The sequence below is a fragment of the Actinomadura sp. WMMA1423 genome (genome assembly GCF_006547145.1).
GTDB lineage: Bacteria > Actinomycetota > Actinomycetes > Streptosporangiales > Streptosporangiaceae > Spirillospora.
Map to the genome: position 1 here is coordinate 1,647,526 of NZ_CP041244.1, position 25,123 is coordinate 1,672,648.

24 protein-coding genes are annotated in these 25,123 nt (G+C 74.8%); 10 read left to right on the top strand and 14 right to left on the bottom strand.

Annotated elements, in window-relative coordinates:
- The first annotated feature begins 114 nt into the window (after positions 1–114).
- Entirely contained in the window at positions 115–714 is a 600-nt protein-coding gene (locus FKD65_RS07615; protein ID WP_141576799.1) for a hypothetical protein, read from the top strand.
- Positions 715–727: 13 nt separating this feature from the next.
- Here FKD65_RS07615 and FKD65_RS07620 read toward each other — a convergent pair whose 3' ends face one another.
- Positions 728–2,395, bottom strand: a complete 1,668-nt coding sequence (locus FKD65_RS07620; RefSeq protein WP_240810015.1) for a GAF domain-containing protein — start codon at positions 2,393–2,395, stop codon at positions 728–730.
- Between the two features lie 145 nt (positions 2,396–2,540).
- Here FKD65_RS07620 and FKD65_RS07625 point away from each other — a divergent pair, with 145 nt between their 5' ends.
- Positions 2,541–2,975 (top strand): pyridoxamine 5'-phosphate oxidase family protein, encoded by a 435-nt coding sequence (locus FKD65_RS07625; protein ID WP_141576801.1) that lies wholly within the window; start codon positions 2,541–2,543, stop codon positions 2,973–2,975.
- Here FKD65_RS07625 and FKD65_RS07630 read toward each other — a convergent pair.
- Positions 2,956–3,975 (bottom strand): hypothetical protein, encoded by a 1,020-nt coding sequence (locus tag FKD65_RS07630; RefSeq protein WP_240810016.1) that lies wholly within the window; start codon positions 3,973–3,975, stop codon positions 2,956–2,958. The two genes, FKD65_RS07625 and FKD65_RS07630, sit on opposite strands and share 20 nt — an antisense overlap.
- 202 nt (positions 3,976–4,177) lie before the next feature.
- On the opposite strand from FKD65_RS07630, the gene FKD65_RS07635 reads away from it, so the two are divergent.
- On the top strand, positions 4,178–4,870 hold the full coding sequence (locus tag FKD65_RS07635; protein ID WP_141576802.1) for a response regulator transcription factor: 693 nt from the start codon (positions 4,178–4,180) through the stop codon (positions 4,868–4,870).
- Between the two features lie 56 nt (positions 4,871–4,926).
- On the opposite strand, the gene FKD65_RS07640 is transcribed toward FKD65_RS07635, so the two are convergent.
- The 3 genes from FKD65_RS07640 to FKD65_RS07650 are packed head-to-tail and all read right to left on the bottom strand — an operon-like array spanning position 4,927 to position 7,168.
- Entirely contained in the window at positions 4,927–5,793 is an 867-nt protein-coding gene (locus FKD65_RS07640) for a universal stress protein (protein ID WP_141576803.1), read from the bottom strand.
- Positions 5,790–6,287, bottom strand: coding sequence for a flavodoxin domain-containing protein (locus FKD65_RS07645; protein WP_141576804.1), 498 nt, complete (start codon positions 6,285–6,287; stop codon positions 5,790–5,792). Before FKD65_RS07645 ends, FKD65_RS07640 begins: the two co-directional genes overlap by 4 nt.
- Positions 6,284–7,168 carry a universal stress protein gene (locus FKD65_RS07650; protein ID WP_141576805.1) on the bottom strand — a complete coding sequence of 295 codons (885 nt, stop codon included), beginning with the start codon at positions 7,166–7,168 and terminating at the stop codon, positions 6,284–6,286. Before FKD65_RS07650 ends, FKD65_RS07645 begins: the two co-directional genes overlap by 4 nt.
- Positions 7,169–7,367: 199 nt before the next feature.
- Between FKD65_RS07650 and FKD65_RS07655 the strand changes: the two genes are divergently transcribed.
- Together FKD65_RS07655 and FKD65_RS07660 are read left to right on the top strand one after the other, a co-directional pair.
- Positions 7,368–10,094 (top strand): HAD-IC family P-type ATPase, encoded by a 2,727-nt coding sequence (locus FKD65_RS07655; RefSeq protein ID WP_141576806.1) that lies wholly within the window; start codon positions 7,368–7,370, stop codon positions 10,092–10,094.
- Positions 10,091–10,615, top strand: a complete 525-nt coding sequence (locus FKD65_RS07660; RefSeq protein ID WP_141576807.1) for an HPP family protein — start codon at positions 10,091–10,093, stop codon at positions 10,613–10,615. The genes FKD65_RS07655 and FKD65_RS07660 overlap by 4 nt, the downstream gene beginning before the upstream one ends.
- On the opposite strand, the gene FKD65_RS07665 is transcribed toward FKD65_RS07660, so the two are convergent.
- Positions 10,616–11,503: a universal stress protein gene (locus tag FKD65_RS07665; RefSeq protein ID WP_141576808.1), complete on the bottom strand. Its 888-nt coding sequence runs from the start codon at positions 11,501–11,503 to the stop codon at positions 10,616–10,618.
- Positions 11,504–11,686: 183 nt separating this feature from the next.
- Here FKD65_RS07665 and FKD65_RS07670 point away from each other — a divergent pair, with 183 nt between their 5' ends.
- Together FKD65_RS07670 and FKD65_RS07675 are read left to right on the top strand one after the other, a co-directional pair.
- Positions 11,687–14,104 carry a glycoside hydrolase family 65 protein gene (locus FKD65_RS07670; protein ID WP_141576809.1) on the top strand — a complete coding sequence of 806 codons (2,418 nt, stop codon included), beginning with the start codon at positions 11,687–11,689 and terminating at the stop codon, positions 14,102–14,104.
- Between the two features lie 114 nt (positions 14,105–14,218).
- On the top strand, positions 14,219–14,644 hold the full coding sequence (locus FKD65_RS07675; protein WP_141576810.1) for a pyridoxamine 5'-phosphate oxidase family protein: 426 nt from the start codon (positions 14,219–14,221) through the stop codon (positions 14,642–14,644).
- A 126-nt stretch (positions 14,645–14,770) separates the two neighbouring features.
- On the opposite strand, the gene FKD65_RS07680 is transcribed toward FKD65_RS07675, so the two are convergent.
- The 7 genes from FKD65_RS07680 to FKD65_RS07710 all read right to left on the bottom strand — a co-directional run bounded on the left by FKD65_RS07680 (position 14,771) and on the right by FKD65_RS07710 (position 21,005).
- A complete protein-coding gene (locus FKD65_RS07680) occupies positions 14,771–15,637 on the bottom strand; it encodes a universal stress protein (protein ID WP_141576811.1) in 867 nt (288 codons plus the stop codon).
- A gap of 56 nt (positions 15,638–15,693) precedes the next feature.
- Positions 15,694–16,527, bottom strand: a complete 834-nt coding sequence (locus FKD65_RS07685) for a universal stress protein (RefSeq protein ID WP_168220976.1) — start codon at positions 16,525–16,527, stop codon at positions 15,694–15,696.
- Between the two features lie 70 nt (positions 16,528–16,597).
- Positions 16,598–17,638 (bottom strand): zinc-dependent alcohol dehydrogenase family protein, encoded by a 1,041-nt coding sequence (locus tag FKD65_RS07690; protein WP_141576813.1) that lies wholly within the window; start codon positions 17,636–17,638, stop codon positions 16,598–16,600.
- 91 nt (positions 17,639–17,729) lie between these two features.
- Complete coding sequence (locus FKD65_RS07695; protein WP_141576814.1) at positions 17,730–18,416, bottom strand: DUF4389 domain-containing protein; 687 nt, start codon at positions 18,414–18,416, stop codon at positions 17,730–17,732.
- Positions 18,417–18,565: 149 nt separating this feature from the next.
- Positions 18,566–19,039: a hypothetical protein gene (locus FKD65_RS07700; protein ID WP_141576815.1), complete on the bottom strand. Its 474-nt coding sequence runs from the start codon at positions 19,037–19,039 to the stop codon at positions 18,566–18,568.
- Positions 19,040–19,260: 221 nt separating this feature from the next.
- Positions 19,261–19,800, bottom strand: a complete 540-nt coding sequence (locus FKD65_RS07705; RefSeq protein ID WP_240810017.1) for an SMI1/KNR4 family protein — start codon at positions 19,798–19,800, stop codon at positions 19,261–19,263.
- Between the two features lie 47 nt (positions 19,801–19,847).
- Positions 19,848–21,005 (bottom strand): FAD-dependent oxidoreductase, encoded by a 1,158-nt coding sequence (locus FKD65_RS07710; RefSeq protein ID WP_205718595.1) that lies wholly within the window; start codon positions 21,003–21,005, stop codon positions 19,848–19,850.
- A gap of 85 nt (positions 21,006–21,090) precedes the next feature.
- Between FKD65_RS07710 and FKD65_RS07715 the strand changes: the two genes are divergently transcribed.
- Positions 21,091–21,582 (top strand): flavin reductase family protein, encoded by a 492-nt coding sequence (locus FKD65_RS07715; protein WP_141576817.1) that lies wholly within the window; start codon positions 21,091–21,093, stop codon positions 21,580–21,582.
- A 97-nt stretch (positions 21,583–21,679) separates the two neighbouring features.
- Here FKD65_RS07715 and FKD65_RS07720 read toward each other — a convergent pair whose 3' ends face one another.
- Positions 21,680–23,131, bottom strand: coding sequence for an MFS transporter (locus tag FKD65_RS07720; RefSeq protein ID WP_141576818.1), 1,452 nt, complete (start codon positions 23,129–23,131; stop codon positions 21,680–21,682).
- Positions 23,132–23,296: 165 nt separating this feature from the next.
- On the opposite strand from FKD65_RS07720, the gene FKD65_RS07725 reads away from it, so the two are divergent.
- Together FKD65_RS07725 and FKD65_RS07730 are read left to right on the top strand one after the other, a co-directional pair.
- Positions 23,297–24,454 carry a sensor histidine kinase gene (locus FKD65_RS07725; protein ID WP_141576819.1) on the top strand — a complete coding sequence of 386 codons (1,158 nt, stop codon included), beginning with the start codon at positions 23,297–23,299 and terminating at the stop codon, positions 24,452–24,454.
- Positions 24,451–25,110 carry a response regulator transcription factor gene (locus tag FKD65_RS07730; RefSeq protein ID WP_141576820.1) on the top strand — a complete coding sequence of 220 codons (660 nt, stop codon included), beginning with the start codon at positions 24,451–24,453 and terminating at the stop codon, positions 25,108–25,110. Before FKD65_RS07725 ends, FKD65_RS07730 begins: the two co-directional genes overlap by 4 nt.
- Positions 25,111–25,123: the final 13 nt, after the last annotated feature.

The window sequence follows — 25,123 nt, forward strand, 5'->3', positions numbered from 1 at the left end:
GACGCGGAGGTCCGAGGACCCGGGACGTCCCGCGCGCGGGGGGCTTCCGCCTCTGCGGCGGCCCCGGGGCGGATGCGTAGCGTCGCCATGGAAGGCAGGTGAAGGGACCGCGTCATGGGAGCGACCACCATGCGAGCACGGACGGGCCGCTGGCGGGAACGCATCGACCGCCGGCGCCGCAGCTGCGGTTTCGACCGCAACGACCTGCGGCGCGGCGTGGACCGCCTCCAGTGGCGCATCGGCCTCCTGCTGCTCATGGTGTTCCTCAGTGCGACCCCGCCGCTGGTCGCCCATGCCGTCCGGGCCGCCTACGGCTCGGGCGTACGGGCCGAGCACCGGCAGGCCGCCACCCGGCACCGCGTCGAAGCCACCATCGTGAAGGTGCGCGATCCCGGGGGCAGGCGCACGGTGACCGTCGCCTGGACCGACCCCGACGGGACGAGGCGGACCGACGACTACACGACCTGGCGGGGGGCGGGGGTCGGGGAGCGCCTCATCCTGTGGGCCGGTCCCGACGGCGTCTCGATCACACCGCCCCGCCGGCACGCGCAGACGGTCATCCACTCCGCGGTGAACGGGACGGGGGTCGTCCTCGCCACGGGCCTGCCCGCGCTCTGCCTCTACTGGTTCGTCCGGGCGCGGTGCGACCGGCTCCGCTACCGGATGTGGGACGCCGACTGGGCACGCCTCGACAACCACCGCATCGGCCCGTGAGCCGCGGACGCTCTCAGTCGGCCTTGAGCGGGACGCGCCAGCACAGCACCGTGCCGCCCTCCGGGCGCCGCTCGGCGATGCACGTCCCGCCCAGCCCCTCGGCGCGGGCCTGCATGTTGCGGAGCCCGCTGCGGCGGCCGCCTTCGGTGATGCCGACGCCGTCGTCCTCCACCCGCACCGTGACCTCGTCCCCGACGTCGATGTTCAGGGCGGCCGCGGTGGCCTGGGCGTGCCGGGCGACGTTCGAGAGGGCCTCCCGGACCACGGCCAGGAGCTGCTCGCCGATCTCCTCGTCGACCGAGGTGTCCAGCAGCCCGTCCAGCCGCACCGAGGGGGCGAACCCCAGGTGCTCCGCCGCCCTGTCGGCCAGCGCGTGGACCCGGCTCCGCAGCGACGCCTCGTCGGTCTCGGGGCCCTGCAGCGCGAAGATGGACGAGCGGATCTGCCGGATCGTGTCGTCGAGGTCGTCCACCGCCCGCTGCACCCGGACGGCGACCTCCCGCTTCTGCGTGATCTTGATCGCGGCCATCAGCCCCATCGCGGTCGCGAACAGGCGCTGGATGACGGTGTCGTGCAGGTCCTTGGCGATCCGGTCGCGGTCCTCCAGCAGCGTCAGCCGCTCGGCGTCCCGGCGGCGCTCGGCCAGCTCAAGCGCCACCGCCGCCTGGCCCGCGAACGCCTCCAGCAGCCGCTGGGTCCCCTCCGAGAACAGCGCCCCGCCGGGCGGGTTGACCACCGAGATGACCCCGCGCGCCGCGGAGCCGAGCCCCAGCGGCACGACCAGCAGCGGACCGATCGGCACCCGCGTGGGCACGCTCGCCTCACGCGCCGCCTTCTCCCCGTTGGCCAGCCGCAGGGCCGCCCCCTCGGTGAACACCGGCCCGGCGACCGAGTGCTCCAGCGGCACCCGCAGCCCCTGCAACTGCTCGGCGCCCGCGCCGCGGACGGCCTCGACCACGAAGTGCTCGCCACCGTCCTCCACCAGCGCCACGGCAGCGAGGTCGGCCTCCGCGATCTCCTGCGCGCGCTGCGCCACCAGCGTGGTCACCTCGTGCGGGTCGGTGCCCGACAGCAGCGCGGTGGAGACCTCCGCGGACGCCTCCAGCCACCGCTCGCGGCGGCGCGTCTCCTGGTACAGGCGGGCGTTCTCGATCGCGACGCCGGCGGCCGTGGCCAGCGCGATCACCACGACCTCGTCCTCCTCCTCGAACTGGCCGCCGCCGGCCTTCTCGGTCAGGTAGAGGTTGCCGAAGACCTCGTCCCGCACGCGGATCGGGACGCCGAGGAACGTGCGCATCGGCGGGTGGTTGGCCGGGAAGCCGCTCGAGGCGGGGTGCTCGCCCAGGTCCGGCAGCCGCAGCGACCGCGGGTCCCGGATCAGCAGGCCGAGAATCCCGTGCCCGTGCGGCCAGTGGCCGATCGCCTCGATCTCCTCCTCGCTCACGCCCACGGTGACGAACTGCACCAGGTGCTCGCCCTCCTCGCTGATGACGCCGAGGGCGCCGTAGCGGGCGTCGACGAGCGTGGTGGCCGCCTCGGTGATCCGGCGCAGCACCGACTCGAGGTCGAGTTCGCTGCCGATCGAGACCACGGCCTCCAGCAGCGCGTGCACGCGGTCGCGTGTCGAGCGCGCCGCCTCCAGCCGCGATTGCAGCTCCGACAGCAGGTCGTCGAGCTGCAACTGCGGCAGAATCAGTCGTGCCCGGTCCTGGCCAGCGCCCGAATCGTGTGCCACAGGTCCAGTATTACCCTGCCCGCGACGAGAAGTCAGGTCAGGGACCTTCGTCCCTGATGACCTTGGTCACCGATGCGCCACCCTGGGGGGCATGCACCTCGACCACAGCGGCATGGAGATCCTCGACGACGGGGAATGCCGGTCACTGCTCCGCCGGTCGACGATCGGCCGGATCGTGTTCACCCTCCAGGCGCTGCCCACCGTACAGCCGGTCAACTTCGTCTTCGACGGCGAGCTCATCGTGGTGAAGACGTCCTCGGCCTCGCGCCTCGCGACGGCCGCCTCCGACACGATCGTCGCCTTCGAGATCGACGACATCGACGCGGAGGCCGGCACGGGCTGGTCGGTGGTCACGGTCGGGCCCGCGCGCCGCGTCACCGAGCCCGCCGAGATCGCCCGGCTCTCCACGCTCCCCCTGCGCAGCTGGGCGCCCGGCGAGCGCGACCAGTTCATCGTCGTCCGCCCCCGGCTCATCACCGGCCGCCGGATCCCGGACCGCGTGCCGCTCAGGGCTCCACGATCATGACGTCGTCGATGGGCCGGCGCACGGTGTCCAGCCCCTCCCCCTCGGGCGCGCCGATGCGCAGGAGCATCTGCGGGTAGGCGTCCCTGCAGAAGTGGGCGCGGATGAAGGCGCGCAGTTCCGGCACCTCGAGCGCCTGGGTGTGGAAGGCGGCCGCCAGGTCGCCCTCCGCCGCCCTCAGCAGCGCCCGCTGGAGCGCCTGGCCCGTTCGCACCCAGTCGGCCGGGCCGTCGCCGTCGGAGACCAGGAGCAGCGCCACCCCAGCCACGCCCTGTCCCTCGCGCTGCGCCTCGCCCTGCGCGGGCTCGGTCCCCCAGCCCTGGCCGCGCGCGAAGTCGCGGGCCGGGAAGTTAGGACTGGTCTCAGGCGCCTGCCTGGGGTAGGCGCCCTCCTGCATGCCGTCCTTGCGGGCCGTCCGGGGCGACGGCGCCCAGCGGCCGATCTCCGCCGCGTAGGCGGGGGTGCGGCGCTGGAGGTGCTCGGCCGCGTCGGTCAGGGCGGCCAGGGCCCCCTTGACGTGCGAGTCGACGGCCTCGATCAGCCGGGCGCCCTCGCGCTCGACGTCGTACCGCATGGCCGTGAGGACCCCGGCGGAGACGGTCTCGGGGCGGAACGCGCCCCGGTGGCTGCGCCGGCGGCGGATCTGCGCGTGCTCGCGCAGGGTCTGCTGGTCCGGCTCCTCGTCGGGCTCCAGATGGACGTCGGCGAGCAGGTGCGGGCGGTCCGGGTCGGGCAGCAGCCGCAGGACGGGGTCGTAGCCCTGCGCGCGCAGCGACAGCCTGAGGTTGTAGAGGGCGGCGCCGCAGCTGATGAGCATCTCGCGGCCCTTCGGGTCGGCGACGCCCAGCCGGCGGTCCGGGTCGGCCCGCAGGCTGATCCGCGAGCCGCGCACGCCGAACCGCCACGGCTGGGTGTTGTGCACCGACGGCGCCCACAGGGCGTCCTCGACGGCACGCCGCATGTCCTCGCCCATGTCCGCGGCGGTCCTGTACCTGGTCTGCATGGATCGCTCCTTCCGTCACCTTTCAGCCTCGCCCGCGCCCCCTGCCCTGCGGCAGGGCCGAAGGTCCGTCCCGAAGGGGCGCGGGGACGCGCGCCGGCTCGGGACGTTCGTCCCGCGGCCGGGGGACGAACGCTGGCTGGGGAGCGGCCCCTCGGCGGGGTAGCGTCCATTCCGTCACCACTGCACCGAGGAAACGAGAGCCATGACCGCCGAGACGCCAGAGCACGCGGGGACGATCCGGGTCTTTCTGATGGACGACCACGAGGTCGTCCGCCGCGGCGTGGCCGCGCTGCTGTCCGCCGAGGACGACATCGAGGTCATCGGCGAGGCCGGCACCGCCGCCGAGGCCCTGGCGCGGATCCCGGCCGTCCGGCCCGACGTGGCCGTCCTGGACGTCCGCCTGCCCGACGGGGACGGCGTGAGCGTCTGCCGCGAGCTCCGCTCCCAGCTGCCGGAGCTGGCCTGCCTGATGCTGACCTCCTTCGACGACGACGACGCCCTGTTCGAAGCGGTCATGGCGGGCGCGTCCGGGTACGTCCTCAAGCAGATCCACGGCTCGGACCTGGTCGGCGCCGTCCGCACCGTCGCCACCGGGCAGTCCCTGCTCGACCCGCGCAGCACGGCCCGCATGCTCGAACGGCTCCGCACCCGCCAGGAGAAGAGCGACCCGCTCAAGGGCCTGACCGAGCAGGAGCGGCACATCCTCGAGCTCATCGGCGAGGGGCTGACCAACCGGCAGATCGGCGAGCGCCTCTTCCTGGCCGAGAAGACGGTCAAGAACTACATCTCCAACATCTTCGCCAAGCTCGGCATGAGCCGCCGGACCCAGGCCGCGGCGCTGGCCGCGCAGCTCAAGGCCGACGGCGCCCATTCCACGAGGGAGGGGCGCGGTTGAGACCCTGGCCCGGCCGATCCCTGGGGGGGCGGTCGGGCCAGGCACCCCGGCGAACCTCACCCCCGCCCGCGGACGATGGCGACCGGGCAGTGCGCGCGCAGCAGCATCGCGTGGCCGACGGACCCCAGCAGGAGCCCGGCGAAGCCCCCGTGTCCGCGCGAGCCGACGACCAGCAGGCCGGCGTTGACCGACGCCCCCGCGAGGACCCGGGCGGCCCCGCCGTGGACGGCTTCGGACACCAGGTCGACGTCGGGGTACTTCGCCCACCATCCGGCGAGCGACTCCGACAGGACCCGCTCCTCCTCGGCGGCCACGAGGGCGTGGTCGTAGACCAGAGGCTGCATGTCGCCGCGGCCCGAGGGCACCGGGTGCGACCAGGCCGCCACGGCCCGCAGCCGCGCCCCGCGAAGGGCCGCCTCCTCGAAGGCGAACCCGATGGCGCCCGCCCCCGCCGGGGAACCGTCCACACCGACCACGACGTCTCCCCGGGCATCCGCGCTCGGGGCCCTGGTGACCACCACGGGGCAGGTGGCGTGCGTCGCGACCTGCATCGCCACCGATCCCAGCAGCAGGCCCGAGAGACCGCCCGACCCCCGCGAGCCGGTCACGACCATCAGCGCGTCGCGCCCCCGCTCGACGAGCACCTTGGCGGGCTGCCCGCCGGTCTGCTCGCCGGTCACCTCGAGCCCCGGAACGCGCCCGCGGGCCCGCTCCACGCCGAGCTCGACGATGTCCCTTCCGCCGTCCAGCAGCTGCTCCCGGACCTGAGCCGCGCCCGGGTCCGTCGGAACGTCGAACAGCCACGGCGTGACCACGTACACCACGTGCAGCGAGGCACCCCTGCGGGCGGCCTCGTCAGCGGCCCAGTCGACCGCGAGCAGGCTCGGTTCCGACCCGTCATCCCCGACGACGATCCTGTTCATGCCGGCACGCTCCGCAGGTCGCGGGCGATGCCGGCGGCCCAGTCGGCGACGCGGTCGCGGTCGCGGAAGTCCCCGGACGCGGTCCGGGCGACCTTAGCGGCCATGAAGCCCTCGGCGTCGGGAGCCAGCCTCCCTCCGAAGGTGGCGTGGCCCCGCGCATGGAGGCGGCGGGCGAACTTGGCGACGCCGGACACGGGGTCGAGCGTGCGCTCGCGCGCGCTGTCGTCCAGCGGACCGCTGCTGAACAGCCACACCGGCCGGTGCGCCAGCTCGTCGGCGTGGTGCCGGACGAAGCGGCGCGCCTCCCGGTGCCAGCGCCCGACGTACAGGGCCCCGCCGACGACGGCGGCGTCGTACCCGTCGAGCGCCTCGACCTCTCCGGCGGGGCGCACGTCGGCCTCCACGCCCGACTCGCGCAGGGCGGCGCCGACCCATTCGGCGATCTCGGCGGTTCCTCCGCGCTCGGAGGCGTACGCCACCAGTACTCGGATCATGACGGCTCCTTCACGTGCTCGTCGCGGTCGTGGACGACCGCGACCGGACTCGGCGCCTCGTGCAGCACGGACCGCGTGACGGCGCCGAGCGTGGTCCTGGGGGACGATCCGATCCCGCGGTCGCCGACGACCAGCAGCATCGCGTCCCGGGCGTTGTCGGCGAGGGCGCGCCCGGCGCGCTCCAGGACGAACCGCTGCTCGACCCCGACCTCGGGGTGCGCGGCCAGGACGGGCGCGACTGCGGCGGCGAACCGCGCCTTGCCCTCCTCCTTGACCGCCTGCGGATCGGTGAACGGCAGGCGGTCCGGGCCCGGGAGCACGGCGGGATCCCACCACGCGCACACCAGCGTCACCGAGGCGTTCCGCAGTGCCGCCTCGCGCAGGGCGAACCCGAGCGCGGCCCGGCTGGCGGGCGACCCGTCGACGCCGACGACGATCCGCTTGTCGACCCGGCCCGGTTCGCGGGAGGGCACCACGACGACGGGACGATCGGAGTGAGCGGGAACGTGGACGGCCGTGGAGCCGAGCGGCAGCCGGTCGAAACCGCCCGCCCCGCGGGCGCCGATCACGATCAGTTCGGCGTCCCCCGACGCCTCCAGGAGCGCGGCCGACGGCGTTCCCTTGGACAGCAGCGGCCGCACGTCCAGGTCCGGGGCGGCCTCCCGGGCGGTGCGGACGCCGTCCTCCAAGGTGATGACCGCCATGCCGCGGACGATCTCCAGCGCCTCGTCCCCACGCGGGCCCGGCGGATAGGGCCAGTTCCAGGCGTGGCAGACCCGCAGGGGAAGGCCGCGCAGGGACGCCTCCTCGGCCGCCCAGCGCAGGGCGCGCCCGGCCGCGGGCGAACCGTCGAACCCGACCAGGACATGTGGTCCGTCCATCGTCTTCCACCTCCAGATCCCCCAGCCTCACAACCGCGGGGGCGCGGTGGTCAGAGTCGTGGGTCCGCGCGGGCCGGGACCTTCGGCCCTCAACAACGGCGCCGCGGTCCGCCAGGCTTGGGGTGCCAGGAGGTGCGACGATGAACATCCGCTACGGCCGCCCGGCCCCCCGACCCGGCGGCCGCGGCCGCGGGCCGCGATGACCGCGACCGCGGCGCCCTACCGGAGGCCCGCCGACGACGTCGTGCGCGAGTTCGGCGGTGACGCCTCCGACGGGCTGGCCTCGGCCGAGGCGGCGCGTCGGCTGGAGCGGGACGGGCCCAACACGCTGCCCGCCGCGCGCGGGCCCGGTCCCGTCGTGCGCTTCCTGCTGCAGTTCAACAGCCCGCTGATCTACGTGCTGCTGGCGTCGGCGCTGGTGACGGGCCTGCTCGGCGAGCACGTGGACGCGCTGGTGATCCTCGGCGTGGTGGTCGTGAACGCCGTCGTCGGGTTCGTCCAGGAGTCGCGCGCTGAGAAGGCGCTCGGCGCCCTGGCCGCCATGGCGCGGACGACGGCCCTGGTCGTCCGCGACGGCACTGCCCAGCGCGCGCCGTCGGCCGACCTGGTGCGGGGCGACCTCGTGCGGCTGGAGGCCGGCGACAAGGTCCCGGCCGACCTGCGGCTCCTGCGCACCGACGAGTTCGCCGTGGACGAGTCGGCGCTCACCGGAGAGTCGGTGCCCGTCGCCAAGGACACCGCGGCGCAGGACGAGGCCGCCCTCGCCGACCGCACCGGCATGGCCTACTCCGGCACGCTGGCGACCGCCGGCAGCGCCGCGGGCCTGGTGGTGGCGACCGGGGCGGACACCGAGCTCGGCGGCATCAACCGGCTGGTGCAGGGCACCGGCGGGGTCCAGACGCCCCTCACCCGCAAGATCACCCACTTCAGCAAGATCGTGACGGTGGCGATCCTGGCGCTGGCCGCGCTGACCTTCCTCATCGGCGTGCTGCGCGGGCGGGGCGCGACCGAGATGCTCACCGCGGCGGTCGCGCTCGCGGTCGGCGCGATCCCCGAGGGGCTGCCCGCGGTCGTCACGATCACCCTCGCGCTCGGTGTCTCCCGCATGGTCCGCCGCGGCGCCATCGTCCGGCGCCTGCCCGCCGTCGAGACGCTCGGCAGCACCACCGTCATCTGCACCGACAAGACCGGCACCCTCACCCAGAACCAGATGACCGTCACGGCCGTCACCGCCGGCGGGCGCGACTACACCGTCACGGGCACCGGCTACGAGCCCGCCGGCACGATCCTGCGGGACGGCCGGGAGGTCGACCCGGCCGGCCACCCCGCGCTGCGGGAGGCGCTGCTGGCCGGCCTCGGCTGCAACGACGCGGAGCTGCACCGGCGGGACGGCTGGCACATCACCGGGGACCCGACCGAGGGCGCCCTGCTGACCAGCGCCGCGAAGGCCGGCCTCGACGGCGTGCCGGAACGCGTCGCGACGCTGCCGTTCACCGCCGAGCGCCGCTACATGGCCACCCTGCACCAGGACGGCACCGTCTACGTGAAGGGCCCCGTCGAGCGGATCCTGGAGCTGTGCGAGGCCGCCGCCGGCCCGGACGGCGCGCCCGTCCCGCTCGACCGCGCGGCGGTCGCCGCGCGCGCCGAGGAGTACGGCGGCCGGGCGCTGCGCGTGCTGGCCTTCGCCCGGGGCCGCGCCGAGGGCCCCGGGCTGGACGAGGCGCCGCCGCTGACCTTCCTCGGCCTGCAGGCCATGTTCGACCCGCCCCGCCCGGACGCCGCCCGGGCCGTGCGGACCTGCCACGACGCCGGCGTCCAGGTCAAGATGATCACCGGTGACCACGCCGCCACCGCCCGCGCCGTCGGGGCGGGCGTCGGCCTGGAGGGCGAGGTGATGACGGGCGCCGAGCTCACCGCCGACGTGTCCCCCGAACGCGTCCAGGCCACCACGGTCTTCGCCCGGGTCTCCCCCGAGCAGAAGCTCCGGCTCGTCCGGATACTTCAGGATTGCGGGCACGTCATCGCGATGACCGGGGACGGCGTCAACGACGCGCCCGCGCTCAAGCAGGCCGACATCGGCGTCGCCATGGGAGCCGCCGGCACCGACGCCGCCAAGGAGTCGGCCGACATGGTGCTCACCGGCGACGACTTCGCCTCGATCGAGAAGGCCGTCGAGGAGGGGCGCGGCGTCTTCGACAACCTCGTGAAGTTCATCGTCTGGGCGCTGCCGTCCAACATCGGGCTCGGGCTCGTGCTGGTCGCCGCGATCGTGGCGGGCACGGCGCTGCCCGTCCTGCCCCTCCAGGTGCTGTGGCTGAACATGACCGCGGTGCTCGTGCTCGGGCTGCCGTTCTCGGTCGAGCCGAAGGACGAGCACATCATGCGCCGCCCGCCCCGCGACCCGTCCCTGCCGCTGCTCACCCGCGCGCTGACGCTGCGCGTCCTGGCGGTCTCGGCGATCCTGCTCGCCGGGGCGTTCGGCCTCCAGCACTGGGAACGCGCCCACGGGGCCGACCCGCGGGTCGCGCAGACGATCGTCGTCAACGTCTTCGCGCTGACGCTGCTCACCTACCTGTTCAACTGCCTGTCGCTGGACCGCCCGCTGCTGTGGCGCGGTGTCCGCCGCAACCCCTGGGTCGGCGCCAGCGTCCTGGCCCTCATCGCCATCCAGGCGCTGTACACCTACGCGCCCTTCATGAACGGCCTGTTCCACTCCGCCCCGCTCGGGGCCGCCGCCTGGGCCCGCATCGCCCTCATCGCCGTCGTGTCCTATCTGGTGATCGAGGTCCTCAAGTTCTTCCAGCGGGGCGCCGGTCCGGCCCTGCCGCGCGGCGGTACGGGACGTTCGCCCCTGCCGCAGCGCACCGCCCCGCAGGAGGCTGGAGGCGGAGGCACGCCGCCCGGCCCGCAGGAGGAGGTCCCATGACCACGCGCCCACCACTGGAGCAGCGCACCGTCGCCGAGCTGATGAGCCGCGACCTGCTCACCATCGCCGCGGACGAGTCCGTGATCATGGCCTGGGAGCTGATGTGCCGGGCCGAGATCCACCACCTGCCGGTCACCGACGTCGAGGGCGGCTTCCTCGGCGTCCTCGACGCCCAGACGCTCACCTCGGCCTGGAGCGCCACCGCTCCCCGCGACGCCCGCCGCCCCGTCACCGGCCTCCTGCCCGCGACGCCCGCTCCGACGGTGCGCCCTTCGGCCTCGGTCGCCGACGCCGCGCTGGCCATGCTGGAGTCGGACAGGGACTACGCGGCGGTGACGGACGAGCACGGCGCCCTGGCCGGCCTCATCACCGCGCGGGACCTGATCGGCGCCCTCGCCGGGGTGCACCGCGACATTCCGGCGCGCTCCGGGGGCATGCCGTCCCTGTACCGGATCGAGCCCGTGCTGCCGCGCGAGACGCCGTCCCGCCACCCGGGACGGAGCGCCCTCGAACCCGACTGATCAGGCGGCGCGCCGGGCGGCGTACCGGGGCGTCGGGACGATCGCCACCGAGCACGGGGCGTGGTGCAGCATCGCCGAACTGGTCGCGCCCAGCAGCAGCGGGTCCAAGCCCCCGGTACCGCGGTCCCCCACCACGAGCAGGTCGGCGTGGGCGGCGGCGTCGAGCAGCGTCTCACGAGGGCGCTCCAGCAGCAGCGAGACGTCCACGCGCACCTTCGGGTACCGCCGCCGCCAGGGATGGACGGTCTTCTCCAGCATCGCCGCCCGCGCCTGGTAGAGCCTGGCCTTGTCCGTGAACAGGGAGAGGTCGCTCTCGGGGACGGCGCCCGGCTCCCATGCCCCGTGGACGACGCGCAGCCCGCAGTCGCGCAGCGCGGCCTCCTCGATGGCGAAGCCCACCGTCGCGTCCGCGTGCGCCGAGGCGTCGACGCCGGCCACGACGAGGCCGCGGTCGCCGCCCGTGTCGCGGACGGCCACCACGGGGCGGCGGGTCCGGGCGGGCAGCTCCATCGCCGTCGATCCGTCGGGCAGCCGGTGACGCTCGTGCGAGCCGACCACGATCAGCTCCGCGTCGTCGGACTCGTGCACGAGGGTCTCGCAGGCGGGCTCGCGCCTCAGCAGCGTGCGCACCTTCCCCTGCGCTCCCAGGTCGCGGGCCCGGCGCGCCCCCTTGCGCAGGAGGTTCTCGCCCGCCCGCTGGAAGACCGCCTGCACTCCGGGGTCGGCGTGTCCGCTCGGGTACGGCCAGTGCCAGCAGTAGCACAGCACCAGGTCGAGCCCGCGCAGCCGCGCCTCCTCGACCGCCCAGCGCAGCGCGGGGTCGTTCTCCTTGGTCCCGTCGTAGCCGAACAGGACGTTCGACCTCTGGGCCCTCGTCAGCGCGGCCATCCGTCCGGCCCCCTTCCTCGAACGACGGTCTCGACTTCAGTTTTCGACGGTCGACCACCCCCGGGGAGGGGCGAAGGTCCCGCCGCGCCGGGTCCTCCGGTACTGCCGTACGGCGGGGGGATGCGGGCAGCGTCGGAGGGAAGGCCCACCGCAGGGGCCTTGACGACGGTGTGAGGAGACGCCATGACCCGGTGGATCCTGGCGTACGACGGTTACGATCCCGCGGCGGAGGGGCTGCGGGAGGCCCTGTGCACCCTCGGCAACGGCTATGTCGCCACCCGGGGCGCCGCGCCGGAGTCGTCGGCCGACGGCGTCCACTATCCCGGCACCTACGTCGCCGGTTGCTACGACCGGCTCCAGACCGAGGTCGGCGGGCTGCACGCCGACAACGCCGATCTCGTCAACATGCCGAACTGGCTGCCGCTGACCTTCCGCGCGGAGGACGGCGAGTGGTTCGACCCCGACGCCGCCCTCGACGAGGGCCGGCTCCTGTCCTACCGGCAGGAGCTCGACCTGCGGCGCGGCGTCCTCACGCGGCTCGTCCACGTGCGCGACCGTGCGGGGCGGACGTTCCGCCTGGCCCAGCGCCGGATCGTGTCCATGGACGAGCCCCACCTGGCCGCGCTGGAGACCACGATCGTCGCCGAGGACTGGAGCGGCACGCTGCACATCCGGTCCGGGCTGGACGGACGGGTCGCCAACGCCGGCGTCGAGCGGTACCGGAACCTGCCGGGAATCCACCTCACCCGCGAGGACCCGGCGCCGGGACGCGATACGGAACCGCTCCTGCTGCGCGCCACGACCCTCTCCTCGAAGATCGGCGTCGGGGTCGCGGCCCGCACCCGCGCGTCGGTACCGGCCGAGGCGTCCCGGCTCGCCGAGGCCGGGCGGGTCGCCTGCGACCTGACCGTCGACGCCGAGCGGGGCGCGCACGTCACGATCGAGAAGGTCGCGGCCGTCTACACCTCCCGCGACCGCGCCATCGAGGAGTGCGGTGAGGCGGCGCTGGAGGCCGCGGCGGGAGCGGGCGGCTTCGACGCCCTGCTGGAGCGGCACACCCTGGCGTGGAACCGGCTGTGGCGGCGCTGCCAGCTGAGCGTCGACCCCATCGAGGTCCAGCGGATCCTCAACCTGCACACCTTCCACCTGCTCCAGACCGTGTCGGAGCACATCGTGGACCTCGACGTCGGGGTCCCCGCCCGCGGCCTGCACGGCGAGGCCTACCGCGGCCACGTCTTCTGGGACGAGGTGTTCATCCTCCCGTTCCTGACCATGCGGTTCCCCGAGATCGCCCGCGCGCTGCTGCTGTACCGGTGGCGGCGGCTGCCCGCGGCCCGGCGCGCGGCGGCGGCCGCCGGGCACCGCGGCGCCATGTACCCGTGGCAGAGCGCCGCCGACGGGCGCGAGGAGACCCAGCTCGTCCACCTCAACCCGCGGTCGGGCCGGTGGCTGCCCGACCACACGCGCCTGCAGCGGCATGTCGGGCTGACCATCGCCCTCAACGTCTGGCGCTTCTACGAGGCGACCGGCGACGCCGAGTTCCTGGCCGAGTACGGCGCCGAGATCATGCTGGAGGTCGCCCGGTTCTTCGCGGACCTGACCGTCTACGACCACTCCACCGACCGGTACGTGATCCGCGGGGTCATGGGCCCGGACGAGTACCACGACGCCTATCCGGGACGCGACCGGCCGGGCCTGGACAACAACGCCTACACCAACGTCCTCGCCGCCTGGCTGCTGGAGCGGGCGCTGGAGGCGCTCGCCTCGCTCCCCGAGGACCGCCGCGGTGAGCTGCGCGAGCGGCTCGCGCTGACCCGCGAGGAGATCACCCGGTTCGAGGACGTTGCGCGCAAGATGTACGTCCCGTTCCACTCCGGCGTGATCAGCCAGTTCGAGGGCTACGCCGACCTGGAGGAGCTGGACTGGGCCCGCTACCGGGAGCGCTACGGCGACATCCGCAGGCTGGACCGGATCCTGGAGGCCGAGGACGACTCCCCCAACCGCTACAAGGCGTCGAAGCAGGCCGACGTGCTCATGCTCTTCTACGTGCTCGCGCCCGGCGAGCTGGACGCCGTCCTGCGGCACCTCGGGTACGAGCACGGGCCCGAGCTGGCGGCGAGGACGATCGCCTACTACCTGCCGCGCACCTGCGACGGCTCGACGCTGAGCTCGCTCGTCCACGCCTGGATCCTCGCGCACACCGACGGGGACGCGGCCTGGGACGTCTTCCTCGAGTCGCTGTTCGCCGACATCAACGGCGGCCCGCGCGGCACCATCGCCGAGGGCGTCCACCTGGGCGCGATGGCCGGCACCGTCGACCTCGTCCAGCGGTGCCACGCCGGGATCCGCACCCGGGGCGGCTCGCTGCGGCTGGAGCCGCGCCTGCCCTCCGCGATCGGCGAACTGCGGCTCGGGCTCCGCTACCGCGGCCACTGGGGCATCGACCTGACCTGCCGCCAGGACCTGATCCGCGTCGCCCTCCGGCCCGGCGCGGCCTCCCCCATCCGCGTCTCCTACGGCTCCGAGGACGTCGAGATCCAGCCCGGCGCCTCCTGGGAGAGCCCGCTGCTGGCGGGCAGGCCGCCGCCGGCGGCCGGCTGAGCCGGGTGCGAAGGGCCCTGCCGGGAGGGGACCGACGGCGTCCGGCCGAGTGACCTTGGCCCTCTGCCGCCCGTCGCGGGCGGCGGCGAGGATGGAGTCATGAAGGAGGAAGTCATGAGCAGCGCGGACGAGGCGGCGGGCCTCACGCGAGCGGAGTGCATGCGCCTCATGGGCACCGCCACGGTCGGCCGGATCGTCTTCACCGAGCAGGCGCTCCCCGCGGTGGCGCCGGTCGGCTTCGTCCTCGACGGCGGGGACGTGGTGATCCCCGTGCCGCGCGGCTCCCGGCTGGTCGCCGCGACGCGCGGCGCGATCGTGGCCTTCCAGGCCGACGACCTGGACGCCTCCCGCCGCACCGGCTGGTCGGTCACCGCCATCGGCCGGGCGCGGGTCGTCCGCGATCCCGGAGACGGCGCCCACGAGGCCCTCCGCCCCTGGACGGCCGGGACGGACGCGGAGTTCATCCGCGTGTCCTGCCAGCGGGTCACCGGCCTGCGCGTCGGAGCCGCCGTGGCCGGCGAGTGCGAGACCGCGGCGTGAACGCCGGCGGCGGAGGCGGCCACCCGCCCCCGGCGCCGAGCATCCATGACGAAAGGCCCGGCGGTCGCCGGGCCTTTCGTCATGCGGCGTTCACCCTGTCCGGTCCCTGTCACGGCGCGGTCCCTGTCACGGCGCGGCGGCGCCCGCGGCTGGGACGACGGCGACCGGGCAGTGCGCGTGGTGCAGCAGCCCGTGCGTCACCGCGCGGCTGCGCGGGACGGTCAGGCCCTCGCGGGGATGCGAACCGGCGATCACCAGGTCGACGTCGCGGGACGCGGCGACAAGGGCGGCGGCGGGGTTGTCCTGGACGATGTCCTCCACGACGTCCACGCCCGGGAAGCGCTTGCGCATCGGCGCGTGGGCCTCGATGACGCGCCACCGGGCGCGCTCCTCGACGCGGCGGATGTCGACGGCCGCTCCGGGCTCGTCCAGGGCCGCCGGGAAGGGCCACGCGTGCACGACGCGGAGCCGGGCCTCCCGCACCGCGGCTGCCCGGAACGCGTACTCCAGAGCGGCGGAGTCGTCGCCGAGGCCGATCCCCACGGCGATCTCACGGCGCTCGGTGGACGGTTCGCCCCGCACGACCACGACCGGGCAGGCGGCGTGGCGGACGGCGCCCAGCCCCACCGACCCGAGGACGAGGCCCGCGAAGCCGCCGAGACCGCGGTGGCCCACCACGAGCTCGAACGCCTCCTCCGAGTGCTCGGCCAGCGTCCGGACGGTGCTCGCGGAGGCCAGTTCCAGGAGCACCGGCACCTCCGGCCGCCGGGCGTGCGCGACGCGCTCGGCTGCGGCCAGCACCTCCTCGCCCTCCCGCGACAGGAAGACCGCCTCGCCGGGGGCGGTGTTGAGCGGCACGTCGTAGGCCCACCTCTCCACCGCGTGCAGGATCTTCAGTTCGCGCCCGTACCGGGCGGCCTCGTCGGCGGCCCAGGCCACGGCCCGTTCGGACGGGACGGAGCCGTCGGCTCCGACGATGATCGGATCGGACATGGTCAACTCCTCTTTCGGTCCCTGCCCGGGCGGACGTCCCGCCGGGGCGGCCCCGGTCACTGGTCGATGGGCACCACGGCCACCGGGCACTGCGAGTGGTGCAGGACCGCGTGATTGACCCGGCCCAGCGCCATGCCGATCCGCCCCGTCCGGCGGGCGGCCCCGACCGCCACGAGGGCGGCGGACCGCGACGCCTCGACCAGGGCCTGGGGCGCCGTGCGATCGGAGACGAGCTGCTCGACCCGGACGTCCGGATACCGCTCGCGCAGGCCGGCGAGGGCCTCCGACAGCTCCAGGTCCTCGAGCACCCGCCGGCGCGGGGACCCGAACTCCCCGCCCACGGCGTGCAGCGCCAGGATCCCCGCGCCGCGCGAGGAGGCCTCCTCGAAGGCCCAGCCGAGCACCGCGCGCTCCCCGGGCCGCCCTTCGATCCCGACCACGACCATGGCGGGGGCGTCGGCGGGGTAGGGCGCCGCGCGCGGCACCACCAGGACCGGGCACCGGGCGTGCGCGGCGGTGTACAGGCCGACCGACCCGAACAGCAGCCCCTCGAACCCGCCGAGGCCGCGCGACCCCACGGCCACGAGCGCCGCGTCCCCGCTGCCCTCCACCAGCGCGCTTCCCGGATCCGTCCGGACCAGCCGCGTCGCGATGTCGAGGTCCGGGTGCACCTTCAGCGTGTACAGCCGCGCCTCGCCGAGCAGGTCCTCCCGCTCGGCGGCCAGCCGGCGCAGCGCGTCCTTCGGGATCGTCCCGTCGTCCACCAGCGCGCGGGATCCGTGGACGAGCTCCAGCGGCATCCGGTGCCGGACGGCGTAGTCGGAGGCCCAGTCGAGGGCCTGCCAGGCGTGGGCGGAGCCGTCGATCCCCACGATGATCCGAGTCGGCATGGTCATTCCTTTCGGAGCCGTTCCGCCGCCGGCCGGGCGGCGCGGCCCCCGGCCGGCGGCGGGACGGTGATCAGCGGGTCAGGACGACTTTGAGGGCGCCGGTGTGGGCGGCGTCACCGAAGACCTCGTAGGCCTTCGGGAACTCGTCCAGCGTGAAGTGGTGGGTGACGAACCGTCCGGCGTCGAGCTGGCGTCCGGCGACGAGGCGGAGCAGGGTGGGCGTGGAGAAGGTGTCCACCAGGCCCGTGGTGATGGTGACGTCCCGGATCCACTGCTCTTCCAGGTGCAGCGCCGCGGGTGCGCCGTGCACGCCGATGTTGGCGATGTGGCCGCCCGGCCGGGCCAGCGCGACGGCCAGCTCGAACGCCTCGGGAACCCCGACGGCCTCGATGGTCACGTCCGCGCCGAGGCCGCCGGTCATCTCGCGCACGGCGGCCAGGGCGTCCTGCCGGGAGTTGTTGAGCGTGCTGTCGGCGCCGAACTGCTTGGCCGCCTCCAGCCTGCTGTCCGCCAGGTCGATCGCGACGATGTGGCTCGGGCTGAACAGCCGCGCCCCCATGATCGCCGCGAGGCCGATCGGGCCGGCGCCCACGACCGCCACGACGTCGCCGGGGCGGACGGTTCCGTTGAGCACGCCGACCTCGTAGCCGGTCGGCAGGATGTCGGCCAGCATCAGCACGTCCTGCGGGGGCACCCCGGGCGGCAGGGGGTGCACCGAGGTGTCGGCGAACGGCACCCGCACGTACTCGGCCTGCGTCCCGTCGATCTTGTGGCCGAGGATCCAGCCGCCCCCGCCGAGGCACTGCCCGTAGCGGCCCTCGCGGCAGAACCGGCACGTGCCGCACGCGGTGATGCAGGAGACGAGCACCTGGTCGCCCGGCTTGACCGTCTTCACGCCCGGCCCGACGGCCTCGATCGTGCCGACCGCCTCGTGCCCGAGGACGCGCCCGTCGGTGACCGCGGGAACGTCCCCCTTCAGGATGTGCAGATCCGTGCCGCAGATGGTCACCGCGTCCACCCGCACCACCGCGTCGCCGTCCTCGACGATCTCCGGCTTCGGCACGTCCTCCCAGGACTTGCGCCCGGGCCCGTGGTACACCAGCGCTCGCATGGCGAGCCTCCCTCGTCCGTCCTCAGGTTCGCTACCAGGGTCGGATCCGGCGGCGGGGCGGCGGCAGGGCCTAACGTCCCGCCGGACGGGTCTAACGTCCCGGCGCGCCCGGCGCCGCGGGCACCGGCTCGGAACCGGGCTCGGAACCGCCCATGTCGAGCCGGAACGGGGGGTACCGGTCGGTCATCAGGAAGGCGTAGCCGGCGACCCGCAGGACCCACCGGTCCATCCCCATCACGAACCCGAAGACCCCCCGCAGGTAGCCGCCGGTGAACAGCAGCGCGATCGCGGTGAAGAGCACCAGGAGGCCGACCAGGCTGGGCGGGTTCCAGTTCGAGTCGTCACCGCCGTAGCCGCCGCCGGTGAAGACCGCGACCACCAGGTAGTGCGGGATCGCCAGCAGCCACCACTTCACCAGCACCAGCCCCCGCGAGAGCCGCTCGGGGTAGTCGATCCGCAGCCGGGCCGGGTAGTCCGGCACGTCCTGGAGCGTGAACGGGGGGTACCGGTCGGTGCCGAGCGCGCCGTACCCGTAGAAGGCCACCCGCCACGCCCAGCGCAGCACCCCGACGTCGAAATCGAAGATCGCCCGCGGGTACCGGCCGGTGACCAGGATCGCGAAGAACGCGACCACGGTGAGCACGGCGAACGCGATGCCGAGGAAGAACAGCACGATGTAGTGCGGGATCAGCAGCAGCCACTTCACCAGCCACAGCCACCGCGACAGCGGCTCCTCCAGCCGGCCCTCCACGTGGACCGGCATGTCCCGACCGTTCATCTCGACCTCCCCTGAGGCGAGCGCCCGGCGGCCCCGGTGCGGGCCGGGCATGTCCTAGACCCACCTTCGGTCGCCGGCCCGCCGAGGCGTAGAGAGGAACGTCCCGCGCCGGGAAGGACCAAGGTCCGTGCACGAACCGCCAGGGGCGGTCAGCTCCTCGCCACCGGCCGCCTCTGCGGCGTCCGGCGGGGCCGCGGGTCCGCGCCGGGCACGGCCGCGGGGCGCGGCTCGGGCCTCTGCAGCCCCAGCTGCACCTTCCACATGGCCTCGGCGAGGGCGTGGAACTGGTAGAGCAGGCGCCGCAGGACGGGGAGGTCTCCGGCCGACGCCGTCGCGGCGGCGTGCTCGGCCACGATCGTGAGCCGGTTGACGCGGCACGCCAGGAAGTGGGCGAGCGCCTCGCGGCGCACGCTCTCGGACATGGTGTCGAGGAGGACCGCCTCGGCGGCGCTCAGCTCGGCCATGACCTCGGCGGTGGCGGCCCGCACGTCGACGCCCGTCCCGAGGCCGCTCCTCGCCACCAGCCTGAGCCTGCTCAGCGCGGGGAGGCAGCGCCTGTGGTGCTCGCGCAGCCGGTCCTGCGGAGCCGTCCGCTCCCTCACGCCCGTGCCCGTGCCGCTCATGTTCCCTCTCCGTTCCGAGGCGCCACGCCGGCCCGCCGTGCCCGTCCCGGCCGTCGCGCACCTCGACGATCCCGGCGCCGGGGGGCGCGCGGCAAGGGAGGGAGGTCCCGCACGAAGGGACGAAAGTCCCGAACCGCCCGGCCTCGCGACGTGGGGCGGGCGGCTCCCGCTCAGCCCCACATCGGGTTCAGGGGCACAGCGGATTCAGGGGCACAGCGGATTCAGCGGCACATCGCGTCGATGAGGTCGGAGAAGTGCGGGAACTCCGCCCGCGCGGCGGCCACGATCTCGGCGGGCGAGCGCCGGCCGGGGGCGTGGCGCTCGGCGATCGCGCGGAAGGCCTCGTTCGGCTCCCCGGGGGCCTCGGGGTCCTCGAACGCCTCGAACGGCCCGAGTCCCGCGGCGAACAGCCACAGCAGGTCGCCGAGATCGCGTGCGATCACCCCGCGGTCGCCCTCGGAGCCGATGAGGACCACGGGCTGGCCGGTGACCGGGACACCGGGCCGCGCCAGCCAGAAGCCGGCGTAGTCGCCGGCTCCGGTCGAGCCGAAGAAGCGGAACTCGCCGCCGTCCGCGTCCGGGTCGCCGGTCCGCAGGCGGAACCACCACGCCGTCTTCGCGGGGTCCTCGAAACGGTCGTACGGTTCGAAGTCGCAGCCGCGCGCCTCGTCGGTCTCCTCGTCGTACTCCCATTCGAAGCCGACCGCGGCCACCTCGGCGAGAGCGGCGGGCAGGGCGAGGTCGTCGGTCGCGTCGGTCACCCCGGCAGGTTAGACGATCTTCGCCGGTCCCGGGCCGCGGCCGCCGGTCAGGGTGAGGACCGGGTCGCGCGGCCGGCGCGGACCCGGAAGCGGTCCGGGGGCGGGCGCTCGTCCGCGGCCGACTCGGCGACGATCCGGCCGAGGAGCGGCGCGAACTTGGCGCCGTGCCCCGAGCACGGCGAGGCGACCGTGACGCCGCCGGCGCCGTCGATCACGAAGTCCTCGGTGGGGGTGTTGGTGAACAGGCAAATCGTCTCCGCGTAGGGCTCGGGGACGACGCCGGGCAGGGCCCGCCGGACGTAGGCGACGATCCGCTCACGGCCCGCCGGGTCGACCGCACCGGTCCGCGCGGCGGCGCTGCGGATCGGCCGGCCGCCGTTGAACTCGGCCACCTTCTGGCCGCTCCGGCCGTCCGGGAGGGCAGCGTCCCTGCCACCGGGCAGCCCGTAGACCAGCGTGGCCGACTCCTTGTGGATGAACGTCGGCCACGTTTCCGCCGGGACCTCGCGGTAGGGGAAGTGGAAGATGTTCTCCTGCATCACCCGGAGCGGCGGGAAGGCCGACAGGAACGCCCGCGGAAGCGGGAGCCCGCCGAGGATGTCGGGCAGCCAGCCGCCGGCGGCGACGACGACCTTCCCGGCTTCCTCCGATCGCCCGTCCGGGCCCACCGTCCGGTACCCGGAGCCCGCGCGCTCGACCGACACCACGGGGCGGCCGGTCTCGATCCGGGCGCCCTCGGCCCCCGCCAGCCGCAGCATGGCCGACACCGCGGCCTCGGCGTCGATCACACCGGCTGCCGGGTGCCAGAGCACGCCGGTCCCGCCCTCGAAGCGGAACCCCGGCCAGCGCGCGGCGGCCTCGGAGGCGCCGAGCAGCTCGTGCTCGACGCCGGCCGCCGCGAACACCTCGGCCAGCGCGGCGGGGTCGCGGGCCGCCCCGGCGTCCAGGGAGCCCGTCCGGGTGACGAGGCGCTCGCCGGCCAGCCGCTCCAGCTCGTCCCATTCGCGCCGTGCGTCGACCATCGCCCGGACGTAGAACGGGTCGGCGTAGCCGTAGCGGAGGATGCGCGCCGACCCGTGCGAACTGCCGGCGGCGCCGGCCGGGACGTCGCGCTCCAGCACCGTCACCTCGTGCCCGCGCCGGGCCAGCTGCCACGCGGTCGCGGCACCGACGAGGCCGGCCCCGACGACGATGAACGTACCCACCAAGATCGCCTACCCGGGGAGGAGTGGCGCGAACCACCCCCCGGCCTCGGGTCCCGCCCGGCCGGCGTCGCCATAGGGTGAGCGGATGGACAGCGATGGCTTCGTCGCCGGATTCGACTACCCGATGTTCGTGGTGACCACCGTCGACCCCGGTACGGGGACGCGGGCGGGGTGCCTGGTCGGGTTCACCACGCAGACCAGCATCGAACCTTTCAGGTTCCTGGTGTGCCTGTCCCGGCAGAACCGCACCTACCGGGCGGCGGAGGCGGCCGAGTTCCTCGCCGTGCACGTCCTCGGCCGGAGCGGGGAGCAGCAGCGGCTGGCGTCGCTGTTCGGAGAGCGGACGGGCGACGAGATCGACAAGTTCGAACGCTGCTCGTGGCGGCCGGGCCCCGAGGGCGTGCCGCTGCTGACCGAGGCTCCCCGCCGCCTCGTGGGGCGGATCGAGGAGCGCGTCGACCTCGGCGACCACGTCGGGTTCCTCCTGGCCCCGATCGACGTGGCGGTCGGGGCCGAGGCCGACCCGCTCACCTTCCGGACGCTGCCCGATCTGGAACCGGGCCACGAGGCCGGCTGACCGCTCCCCCGATTCCCCGTGGCCCGCGCATCGGGCCGGCGCCCGGCTCGGTCGCGGGCGCCGGCCCGCCGCCCCGGGGCCGCCGCGGAGACGTCCCTCACTCGGTCACGGGCAGCAGGTCGCGCTCGTCGGCGCGCTCCGCCTGCGCCGGGTGGCCCGTCCCGCGCAGCACGGTGAGGGCGACGAGGGCGGCGGCGGCCAGGAGCACGGCGCCGAGGCCGAGGCCGAGCGCGTAGCCGTCGTTGAGGGTCCCGGGGGTGGAGACGCGGCCGGTGCGGTGCTGGGCGGCGGTGCCGAGGGCGGCCAGGCCGAGCGAGGCGCCGATCTGGCGCGAGCTGTTGAGCAGCGCCGAGGCGGTCCCGGTCTCCCGTGGCGCGACCCCTGCGGTGGCGATGGAGACCAGCGGCGCCAGGCAGAGCCCGAAGCCCACGCTGGCGACGATGGAGGGCCCCAGCACGTCGGTGGCGAAGGCGCCGTCCGCGCTGATCATGGCGAACCAGGCGAACCCGGTCGCGGTCATCAGCCCGCCGGCGACCATGAGGGTCCGCGGGGGCAGCCGGTAGCCGAGCTTGACGGCCAGGACCGATCCGGCGACGACCCCCAGCGCGAACGGCAGGAACATGGTCCCGGTCAGCGCCGGCCCGTGCCCGAGGACCCGCTGCAGGTAGAGGGACATGAAGTAGAAGGACGAGGCCATGGCGGCGCCGACCAGGAGGTTGAAGGCGTTGGCGCCGGCGACCGAGCGGTTGCCGAACAGGCCGAGCCTGACCAGCGGTTCGCGGGCGGTGGTCCGCTCCTGCACGAGGAAGGCGGCCAGCAGCGCCGCGGCGACCGCCAGGGTCGTGAGGGTGACCGGCGAGGTCCACCCGTTCCGGTCCGTGCGCACGACGCCGAAGACCAGCAGGGTCATCCCCGCGGTGGCCAGGAACGCGCCGAGGACGTCCGGACGGCGGCCGCGGTCCGGGGGCGGGCCCGAGGCGACGCCGCGCCACGCCAGCGCCAGGGCGCCCGCGGCCATCGGCACGTTCACCAGCATCACCCAGCGCCATCCCGCGTAGTCGGTGAGCACGCCGCCGATCAGGACGCCGAGCGCGCCTCCGGCGGCGTTCATCGCGCTCCAGATCCCGAAGGCCCGGACCCGCTCGCGGCCGGAGGGGAACGTCGCGGTCAGCAGGGCCAGCGCGGCCGGCGCCAGCGCGGCCGCGCCGACCCCCTGGGCGGCGCGCGCGGCGACGAGCTGGCCCGGCGCCTGGGCCAGGCCGCCGGCCAGGGACGCCAGGCCGAACAGGCCGAGCCCGAGCAGGAGGACGGGTTTGCGCCCGTACCGGTCGGCGGCCTTGCCGCCCAGCAGGAGCAGCCCCCCGAAGGAGAGGGCGTAGGCGTGGATCACCCAGGTCAGGCCCATCGCGCTGAACCCGAGACCGGCGGCGATCTGCGGGAGCCCGACGTTCACCACCGAGAGGTCCAGCGACACCATGAACTGCACGACGGCCACCGCGGCGAGCGTCGGCCCGGGGCGGGTACCGCCCTTGTCTTGGATCGTCTGCATGCCCGACATCGTGCTGTTCCAGCAGGTCATCGGTCATCCGGCCGGGGATGGCTTCTCAGCCTGACGCCGGCGGCGTACGCCCGGCGCCGCTACACCGCTGGGAGTAGTGGACTTCTCCGCCGCGACGCCGAGGAATCTCGGTGGAAAGAGTCCTAATCTGCACCAATGAGCTCCATGAACCGGTGGCGGCCGCTCGCCCAGGACGGGCTGCTCGCCGTGGCGATGGCCCTCTTCATGTCGGTCGTCGTGGCCATCACCCCGCGCGCGGGCGCGCTCGACCTCGCGGCCGCCCTCGCCGGCTCGCTCGCGCTCGTCGCCTGGCGGCGGGCGCCCCTGGTGGCGCTGGTCGTGAGCGCGGGCTGCATGCTGGCGCTCGCGGCGCACGTCCACCCCGGTCCGGCGGCCGCCTTCCCCGTGATCGTGGCGGTGTTCGCCGCCTTCAACGCAGGGCATCGGGTGGCCACGGCTCTGGTGGTCGCGGCCTTCCTGGGCACCGGCCTGGTGGTGGAGCTGCCCAGCCCCGACGGGGCCCTGCGCGGTCTCCAGAGCCTCTCGCTGCTGGTCGGCTGGTTCGTGGCGGCCGGCGTGGCGGCGACGGTGGCCCGGCACCGGCAGGCCTACCTGGAGGAGGCCGAGCGGCGGGCCGCCGAAGCCGAGCGCACCCGCGAGGAGGCGGCCCTCCGGCGCGCGGGCGAGGAGCGCCTGCGCATCGCCAGGGAGCTGCACGACTCGCTCACCCACAGCATCTCGATCATCAAGGTGCAGGCCGGGGTCGCCGTCCACCTCGCGCGCAGGCGCGGCGAGGACGTGCCGCCCGCCCTGCTGGCCATCCAGGAGGCCAGCGGCGACGCCATGCGCGAGCTGCGCGCCACCTTGGAGGTGCTGCGCGACACCGAGCAGTCCGACACCGGGCACTCCGGCGGCGAGCCCTTGACCAGCGGCCTCGACCGGCTCGACGGCCTGGTGGAGCGGGCCCGCTCCATCGGGCTCCCGGCCACGGTGACGATCTCCGGTACGCGGCGGGAGCTGCCCCCCGACGTGGACCGGGCCGCGTACCGGATCGTCCAGGAGGCCCTCACCAACGTCTCCCGGCACGCCGGTGAAGCGGCCGCCGCGGTGCGGATCGACTACGCGGGCGCGGAGCTGGTCGTGCAGGTCGACGACGACGGCGAGGCGAGCCCGGACGCGCCGCCCGTCCCCGGGACGGGCCTGCTCGGCATGCGCGAGCGCGTCGCGGCGCTCGGCGGCCGGCTGCGGGCCGAGCCCCGTCCCGAGGGCGGCTTCACCGTGCGCGCCGAACTCCCCCTCGGGGAGCCCTCGTGATCCGCGTGCTGCTGGTGGACGACCAGGCCCTCATCCGCGGCGGCTTCCGCGCGCTGCTGGAGATCGAGGACGACATCGAGGTGGTGGCCGAGGCCGCCAACGGCGAGCAGGCCGTCGCGCTCGCCGCCGAGCACCGGCCCGACGTCGCCCTGGTCGACGTCCAGATGCCGGTGATGGACGGCATCGAGGCGACCCGGCTGATCGCCGCCGACCGGCGGCTGGGCGGCGTCCACGTCGTGATCCTCACCAACTACGGGCTCGACGAGTACGTCTTCAACGCGCTCCGCGCGGGCGCCTGCGGGTTCATGGTCAAGGACACCGAGCCCGCGGACCTGGTGCAGGGCGTCAGGGTCGCGGCCCGCGGGGACGCGCTGCTGTCCCCCTCGATCACCCGCCGGCTGATCGGCGAGTACGTCGCGCGCCGGCCCGAACCCTCCCCCGAGGGGCTCGACATGCTGACCAGGCGCGAGCGGGAGGTCACCGTCCTGGTGGCGCGCGGCATGTCCAACGACGAGATCGCCGCGCACATGGTGATCAGCCCGGCCACCGCGAAGACGCACGTCAGCAGGGTCCTGGCGAAGCTGCACGTCAGGGACCGCGCCCAGCTCGTGGTGTTCGCCTACGAGTCCGGCCTCGTCACCCCGCGGCGCGGCTGACCCCGCGGCCCCG

Excerpts from the sequence above, each read along its gene's own strand:
- FKD65_RS07615 (WP_141576799.1), top strand. The coding sequence starts at position 115 with ATGGGAGCGACCACCATGCGAGCACGGACGGGCCGCTGGCGGGAACGC.
- FKD65_RS07625 (WP_141576801.1), top strand. The coding sequence starts at position 2,541 with ATGCACCTCGACCACAGCGGCATGGAGATCCTCGACGACGGGGAATGC.
- FKD65_RS07630 (WP_240810016.1), bottom strand. The coding sequence starts at position 3,975 with ATGCAGACCAGGTACAGGACCGCCGCGGACATGGGCGAGGACATGCGG.
- FKD65_RS07635 (WP_141576802.1), top strand. The coding sequence starts at position 4,178 with ATGACCGCCGAGACGCCAGAGCACGCGGGGACGATCCGGGTCTTTCTG.
- FKD65_RS07640 (WP_141576803.1), bottom strand. The coding sequence starts at position 5,793 with ATGAACAGGATCGTCGTCGGGGATGACGGGTCGGAACCGAGCCTGCTC.
- FKD65_RS07645 (WP_141576804.1), bottom strand. The coding sequence starts at position 6,287 with ATGATCCGAGTACTGGTGGCGTACGCCTCCGAGCGCGGAGGAACCGCC.
- FKD65_RS07650 (WP_141576805.1), bottom strand. The coding sequence starts at position 7,168 with ATGGACGGACCACATGTCCTGGTCGGGTTCGACGGTTCGCCCGCGGCC.
- FKD65_RS07655 (WP_141576806.1), top strand. The coding sequence starts at position 7,368 with ATGACCGCGACCGCGGCGCCCTACCGGAGGCCCGCCGACGACGTCGTG.
- FKD65_RS07660 (WP_141576807.1), top strand. The coding sequence starts at position 10,091 with ATGACCACGCGCCCACCACTGGAGCAGCGCACCGTCGCCGAGCTGATG.
- FKD65_RS07665 (WP_141576808.1), bottom strand. The coding sequence starts at position 11,503 with ATGGCCGCGCTGACGAGGGCCCAGAGGTCGAACGTCCTGTTCGGCTAC.
- FKD65_RS07670 (WP_141576809.1), top strand. The coding sequence starts at position 11,687 with ATGACCCGGTGGATCCTGGCGTACGACGGTTACGATCCCGCGGCGGAG.
- FKD65_RS07675 (WP_141576810.1), top strand. The coding sequence starts at position 14,219 with ATGAGCAGCGCGGACGAGGCGGCGGGCCTCACGCGAGCGGAGTGCATG.
- FKD65_RS07680 (WP_141576811.1), bottom strand. The coding sequence starts at position 15,637 with ATGTCCGATCCGATCATCGTCGGAGCCGACGGCTCCGTCCCGTCCGAA.
- FKD65_RS07685 (WP_168220976.1), bottom strand. The coding sequence starts at position 16,527 with ATGCCGACTCGGATCATCGTGGGGATCGACGGCTCCGCCCACGCCTGG.
- FKD65_RS07690 (WP_141576813.1), bottom strand. The coding sequence starts at position 17,638 with ATGCGAGCGCTGGTGTACCACGGGCCCGGGCGCAAGTCCTGGGAGGAC.
- FKD65_RS07695 (WP_141576814.1), bottom strand. The coding sequence starts at position 18,416 with ATGAACGGTCGGGACATGCCGGTCCACGTGGAGGGCCGGCTGGAGGAG.
- FKD65_RS07700 (WP_141576815.1), bottom strand. The coding sequence starts at position 19,039 with ATGAGCGGCACGGGCACGGGCGTGAGGGAGCGGACGGCTCCGCAGGAC.
- FKD65_RS07715 (WP_141576817.1), top strand. The coding sequence starts at position 21,091 with ATGGACAGCGATGGCTTCGTCGCCGGATTCGACTACCCGATGTTCGTG.
- FKD65_RS07720 (WP_141576818.1), bottom strand. The coding sequence starts at position 23,131 with ATGCAGACGATCCAAGACAAGGGCGGTACCCGCCCCGGGCCGACGCTC.
- FKD65_RS07725 (WP_141576819.1), top strand. The coding sequence starts at position 23,297 with ATGAGCTCCATGAACCGGTGGCGGCCGCTCGCCCAGGACGGGCTGCTC.